Raw genomic sequence first — 5,032 nt, forward strand, 5'->3', positions numbered from 1 at the left:
CCGTCTACGGCGCGGTCGGCGCGTTCGGTGCCACCGCGCTGATCGCCTGGCTGGTCGGCGCGAAGACCTGGCTCGCGGTGTTCGGCGGGCTGGTGCTGCTGCGGCTCGCGTGGTCGGGTTGGCATCAAGCGGCCGGCACCGAGGCGGGCGCCGCGCCGGCCCCGGTGCCTGCGCTGTGGACCTGCTTCGCGACGACCTTCGCGCTGACGCTGTCGAACCCGATGACCATCGTGTCCTTCATCGCGATCTTCGGCGCGATGAGCGCGCAGGTGGCCGGCGGCTCGCCGCTGGTGATGGTGGCCGGCGTGTTCGTCGGCTCGGCGCTGTGGTGGCTCGCGCTGTCGATCGCCGTGGGCCGGATGCGCCACGCCTTCCGGCCGGCGTGGCGGCGTGCGATCAACAGGGCATCGGCAGTGCTGCTGGCAGGCTTCGCGTTGTGGCAGTGGAGCGGCCTCTTGAACCCTTGACCGCACCGCCGATCAACAGCAGGCCGGCGCCCCACAGCGCGAGCGTGGCCGGCTCGGGGATCGGCGAGATCAGGTACGCGTGGCCGTAGCCGCTGTTGACGACGAACTGCCCCTGGTCGTTGATGCCGGTCACGTTGCGGAACCAGTCGCCGTCGGCCAGCGTGAACAGGCTGTTGATGTCGATCACGCCCTGGCCGTTGGCGCCGGTGATGAACGCGAAGTCGCGCCCGTAGCGGTGGTTGTGGATGATCCCCGCCACCTGCCCGAACTCGTTGATGCCGGTGGTCTCGCTGAACGAGGCCGGGCCGTACTGGCCCGATCCGCCGAGGTAGCCCGGGTCGTAGTTCGCGACATTCGAGAAATCGAGCGGCTTCACGGTGCCGGAATCGTTGCCGATGTAGGCGTTGCGGCCGACGTACTCCTGCGGCCCGATGTAGGTGCCGGCGATCTGGCCGTGGTTGTTGATCGAGCTCTCCTGGTAGTGCACCGCCGCGGGCAGCGCCACCGGCGCGCTGCCGTTCGGCCCGGTCACGAAGGTGCCGGCCTGGTTCAGCTCGCTGTAGCCGATGTGGCCGACCACGCGGCCAGCGTCGTTGAGGCCGTTGCCGAACAGCGGCTGGCCGTTCAGGCTGCCGAGCGCGCGCATCGACTGGCCGTTGGCATCGGTGATGAAGCCTTGCTGGGGATCCAGCACGTCCGGGTAGCCGGGCAGGTTGCGGTCGCCTCCCACCATGCCGATCACCTGGCCGCCGGCGTTGATCGCGGTGGCCATGCTGTTGCTGGCGCCCAGCGTCCCGAGGTCCTGCAAGGCCGCGCTGTTGCCGTTGCGCAGGAAGGCGYGGAAGCTGCCGCCGGCCGTCTGCGCCGCGCCGACCACCTGGCCGGCGTCGTTGATGCCGTACGCCTTGCTCCAGGTGCCGCCGAAGCTGCCGACGCCCGTCAGGCCGGCGCCGTTCGCGCCGCTGAAGAAGCCGCGGTAGTCGCCGACCGACGACCAGCCGTTGAAGCCGTTCGTGTAGGCATACCCGCTGACCTGGCCGCTGTTGTTGATGCCGGTCGCGTACATCAGGTCACCGGTGCCCAGCTGGCCGATGTCGAACAGCTGGTACTGCGTGGTCTGCGCCCGGGCCGGCGCCGTGCAGGCCAGGCTGGCGGCCAGTGCCAGCGAGGCAAGGAGGGTGGGTGTCTTCATGAGGTCTCCCTGAGGTTCGAGGATCTGCGGCCACGCCAGCCGACCAGCAGCAACCCGCCGGTCCACAGCGCGAGCGTGACCGGCTCGGGGATCGGCGAGATGAGATACGCATGGCCCATCGCGGTGTTGGCGATGAACTGGCCGGAGTTGTTGACGCCGGTCGCGTAGACGAAGTGGTCGCCGTCGCCGAGCGTGAACAGGCTGTCGAKGGTGACGACACCCTGGCCGTTGGCGCCGCTGATGAAGGCGAAGTAGTCGGCGACCCGGCCGTTGCCGAACACGCCGGCCACCTGGCCGCTGTCGTTCAGCGCGAGCGCCTGGCTGCTGGAGATCGGGCCGTACTGGCCGAAGCCGCCGAGGTTGCCGTACTCGTAGCCCTGGGCGCCGTGGAAATCGAGTTTCGTCTGCGTGCCGCCGGGTGTGCCGATGAAGGCATCGACCGAACCCTGGTCGGTCCAGTACATGCCGGCCACCTGGCCGTGGCTGTTGATCGCGTTGACGGCGTTGGTGTCGGCGAAGACCGGTCCGGGTGACGCGGCGTTCGGGCCGGTGACGAAGGCGTCGTTGTAGTAGGAGCCGCTCGCGACGACGCCGGCGACCTGGCCGCTCGCGTTGATGCCGCGGGCGAGCAGCCCGTTGCCGTTCAGGCTGCCCAGGTCTTGCAGGTTGCTGCCGTTGGCGCCGGTGATGAAGCCGCGCTGGTCGACCTGGATGTTGGGGTTGTTCGGGTCGGTGGCTGACGTGGTGCCGACGACCCGGCCGCTCGCATTGATCGCGGTCGCCGTGCTGTTGGGGCTGCCGGCGAGCGTGCCGAGCTCGGTGAGCGGGCTGCCCGCGGCACCGATGAAGGCGCGGTAGTTGCCGGCCGCCGTCTGTGCATCGCCGACCACCTGGCCGGCGTTGTTGATCGCGAGCGCGCGGCTCCAGCTGCCGCCGAGCGTGCCGAGGCCGGTGAGCCCGCTGCCGTTCGCGCCGGTCACGAAGGCGCTGTACTGGTTGGAGGACGACCAGCCGCTGCGACCGTCGCCATACGAATAGCCGACGACCTGGCCGAGGTCGTTGATGCCGGTGGCCCACATCTGCTGGCCGGGCGTCAGCGAGCCGAGGTCGAACAGCGTGTACTCGGTGGCCTGCGCGGGAACGGTTGCTGCCAGGCCGCAACCGAGCGCGAACGACGCCAGCAGGCGCAACGATTTCTTCATGGCCTCTCCCTCGGTGCGCGCGGACGGCGCTCACATGGACCGACTGTAGGAGCCGGTCCCGAGGGGCAGCAAGGCAGATCGGCGCGACTCCGCGTAGGTGCGCTCCTACGCCGTTTTCAGCCGGTTACCGATGGGCCGCGCTGGCCGCCGTACCGACCTCGGACACCGGTGCGAGCGGCGTGTCCGCCGGCAGCACCTGCCCCGGCGTGTCGGTCGGCGCCTCGCCGGGCGGGATGTGCGGCAGCTTGTGCGCGATGCCCTTGTGGCAATCGATGCAGGTCTTCTCGCGGCTGGCGAGGTAGGTGGTGTGCATGTTCTGCGCACGCACGCTCTGCCGCGTGAAATCCATCGATTCGTAGTTGTGGCAGTTGCGGCATTCGAGCGAGTCGTTGGCCTTGAAGCGGGCCCATTCGTGCTGCGCCAGCTCGAGCCGCTTGGCCTGGAACTTCTCCGGCGTGTCGATGCTGCCGAACACCTTGCCCCAGACCTCCTTCGACGCCTGCATCTTGCGGGCGATCTTGTGCGTCCACTCGTGCGGCACGTGGCAGTTGGAGCAGACGGCGCGCACGCCGGAGCGGTTGGTGTAGTGGATCGTGGCCTTCAGCTCGGCGAAGGTGTTCTCGCGCATCTCGTGGCAGCCGGTGCAGAAGGCCTCGGTGTTGGTCGCCTCCATCGCGGTGTTGAAGCCGCCCCAGAACACGATGCCTGCGATGAAGCCGGCCAGCGTCAGGAAGCCGAGGCTGAAGTGCACGCTCGGCCGCGAGATGATGCGCCAGTAGCGTTTCGCGAGCTCGATCATGGCGCGACCCCCTTGAAGCCGTTGCCGACCAGCGGTTTCACCGGCTCCTGCGCCACGTGGCACTGCGGGCAGAAGTAGCGCCGCGTCGAGATCTGCGGCAGCACCTTGCCGGTGCGGTCGACGTAGTGGGTGGCGCTGACCGGCACGGCCTGGCTGAACTCGGTGCGCGCACGCGCGTGGCAGTCCRGGCACTTGTTGAAGTTGCGGTCGACCTGGTAGCCGTCGACGCGGTGCGGAATGATCGGYGGCTGCATTGCGTAGTTGCGCGCGAGCCGCTGGTCGTCGTTGACCGCGTTGGCCAGGCGCGGCGGCTGGGTCGTCGCGAGGATCGGCGTCGGGCCGCGTGCCGCATCGGTCAGCAGCGGTGCAGCCGGTACGGCGGGCACGGGATCGGCCGCGCCGCAGGGCAGGGCCTGTGCGGCGAGGAGCAGGCCGCACATCACATGGGAAAGGAGGTGGCGCATCGGTGTCTCCCGCGGTGTCAGACCTTGACGATCTTCACGGCGCACTTCTTGAAATCGGTCTGGAACGAGATCGGGTCGGTGGCATCCAGCGTGACCTTGTTGATCAGCTGGCTGGCATCGAACCACGGCACGAACACCAGGCCGCGCGGCGGCTTGTTGCGCCCGCGCGTCTCGACGCGGGTGCGGATGCTGCCGCGCCGCGACGCGACCTCGATCTCGACCCCGCGCCGCAGCCCGAGCGACCGGGCATCGTCGGGGTGCATGTAGCAGACCGCGTTCGGCACCGCCTTGTGCAGCTCGGGCACGCGGCGCGTCATCGAGCCGGAGTGCCAGTGCTCCAGCACGCGGCCGGTGGACAGCCAGAACGGGTAGTCCTTGTCGGGCAGCTCGGGTGGCGGCTCGTACGGCAGCGCGAAGATCAGCGCCTTGCCGTCCGGGTGGCCGTAGAACTGCCAGCCGGTGCCGGGCTTCACGTAGGGGTCGGAACCTTCCTTGTAGCGCCAGCGCGTCTCCTTGCCGTTCACCACCGGCCAGCGCAGGCCGCGCACCTGGTGGTAGGTGTCGAAGGGCGCGAGGTCGTGGCCGTGGCCGCGGCCGAAGCTCGCGTACTCCTCGAACAGGCCCTTCTGCGGGTAGAAGCCGAACGCCTTCGCTTCGGCGTTCTCGTAGCCGGCCTCGACCTGCGAGGCCGGGAAGCGGTTGACCTGCCCGTTCTCGAACAGCACCTGGAACAGCGTCTTGCCGCGCAGCGCCGGCTTCTTGTCGAGCAGCTCGGCGGGCCAGACCTCGTCGGTCTTGAAGCGCTTCGAGAACTCCATCAGCTGCCACAGGTCGGAGCGCGCCTCGCCGGGCGGGTTGACGAGCTGGTGCCAGAAGTGCGTGCGCCGCTCGGCATTGCCGTAGGCGCC

General features: G+C 69.2%; 6 protein-coding genes. 1 reads left to right on the forward strand and 5 read right to left on the reverse strand.

The annotated features are described in order from the left end of the window. Positions 1 to 467 (forward strand): LysE family transporter (locus tag AC1D15_RS17670; RefSeq protein ID WP_477827003.1); only part of this gene is annotated, 467 nt, incomplete at its 5' end. On the opposite strand, the gene AC1D15_RS17675 is transcribed toward AC1D15_RS17670, so the two are convergent. The 5 genes from AC1D15_RS17675 to AC1D15_RS17695 all read right to left on the reverse strand — a co-directional run. Further along, a complete protein-coding gene (locus AC1D15_RS17675; protein ID WP_477827004.1) occupies positions 397 to 1,659 on the reverse strand; it encodes a hypothetical protein in 1,263 nt (420 codons plus the stop codon). The two genes, AC1D15_RS17670 and AC1D15_RS17675, sit on opposite strands and share 71 nt — an antisense overlap. Next, positions 1,656 to 2,861 carry a hypothetical protein gene (locus AC1D15_RS17680; RefSeq protein ID WP_477827005.1) on the reverse strand — a complete coding sequence of 402 codons (1,206 nt, stop codon included), beginning with the start codon at positions 2,859 to 2,861 and terminating at the stop codon, positions 1,656 to 1,658. The genes AC1D15_RS17675 and AC1D15_RS17680 overlap by 4 nt, the downstream gene beginning before the upstream one ends. Before the next feature lie 124 nt (positions 2,862 to 2,985). Continuing rightward, complete coding sequence (locus tag AC1D15_RS17685) at positions 2,986 to 3,660, reverse strand: cytochrome c3 family protein (protein WP_047505206.1); 675 nt, start codon at positions 3,658 to 3,660, stop codon at positions 2,986 to 2,988. Then, a complete protein-coding gene (locus tag AC1D15_RS17690) occupies positions 3,657 to 4,124 on the reverse strand; it encodes a nitrate reductase cytochrome c-type subunit (RefSeq protein ID WP_477827006.1) in 468 nt (155 codons plus the stop codon). Before AC1D15_RS17690 ends, AC1D15_RS17685 begins: the two co-directional genes overlap by 4 nt. 17 nt (positions 4,125 to 4,141) lie before the next feature. After that, positions 4,142 to 5,032, reverse strand: an 891-nt coding sequence (locus AC1D15_RS17695; protein ID WP_477827007.1) for a molybdopterin dinucleotide binding domain-containing protein, incomplete at its 5' end; no start/stop codon positions are given.

It is taken from the genome of Rhizobacter sp. P2_H2 (assembly GCF_056403375.1).

Bases quoted from the DNA above. Each gene is read 5' to 3' on its own strand.
- AC1D15_RS17685 (WP_047505206.1), bottom strand. From the start codon at position 3,660: ATGATCGAGCTCGCGAAACGCTACTGGCGCATCATCTCGCGGCCGAGC.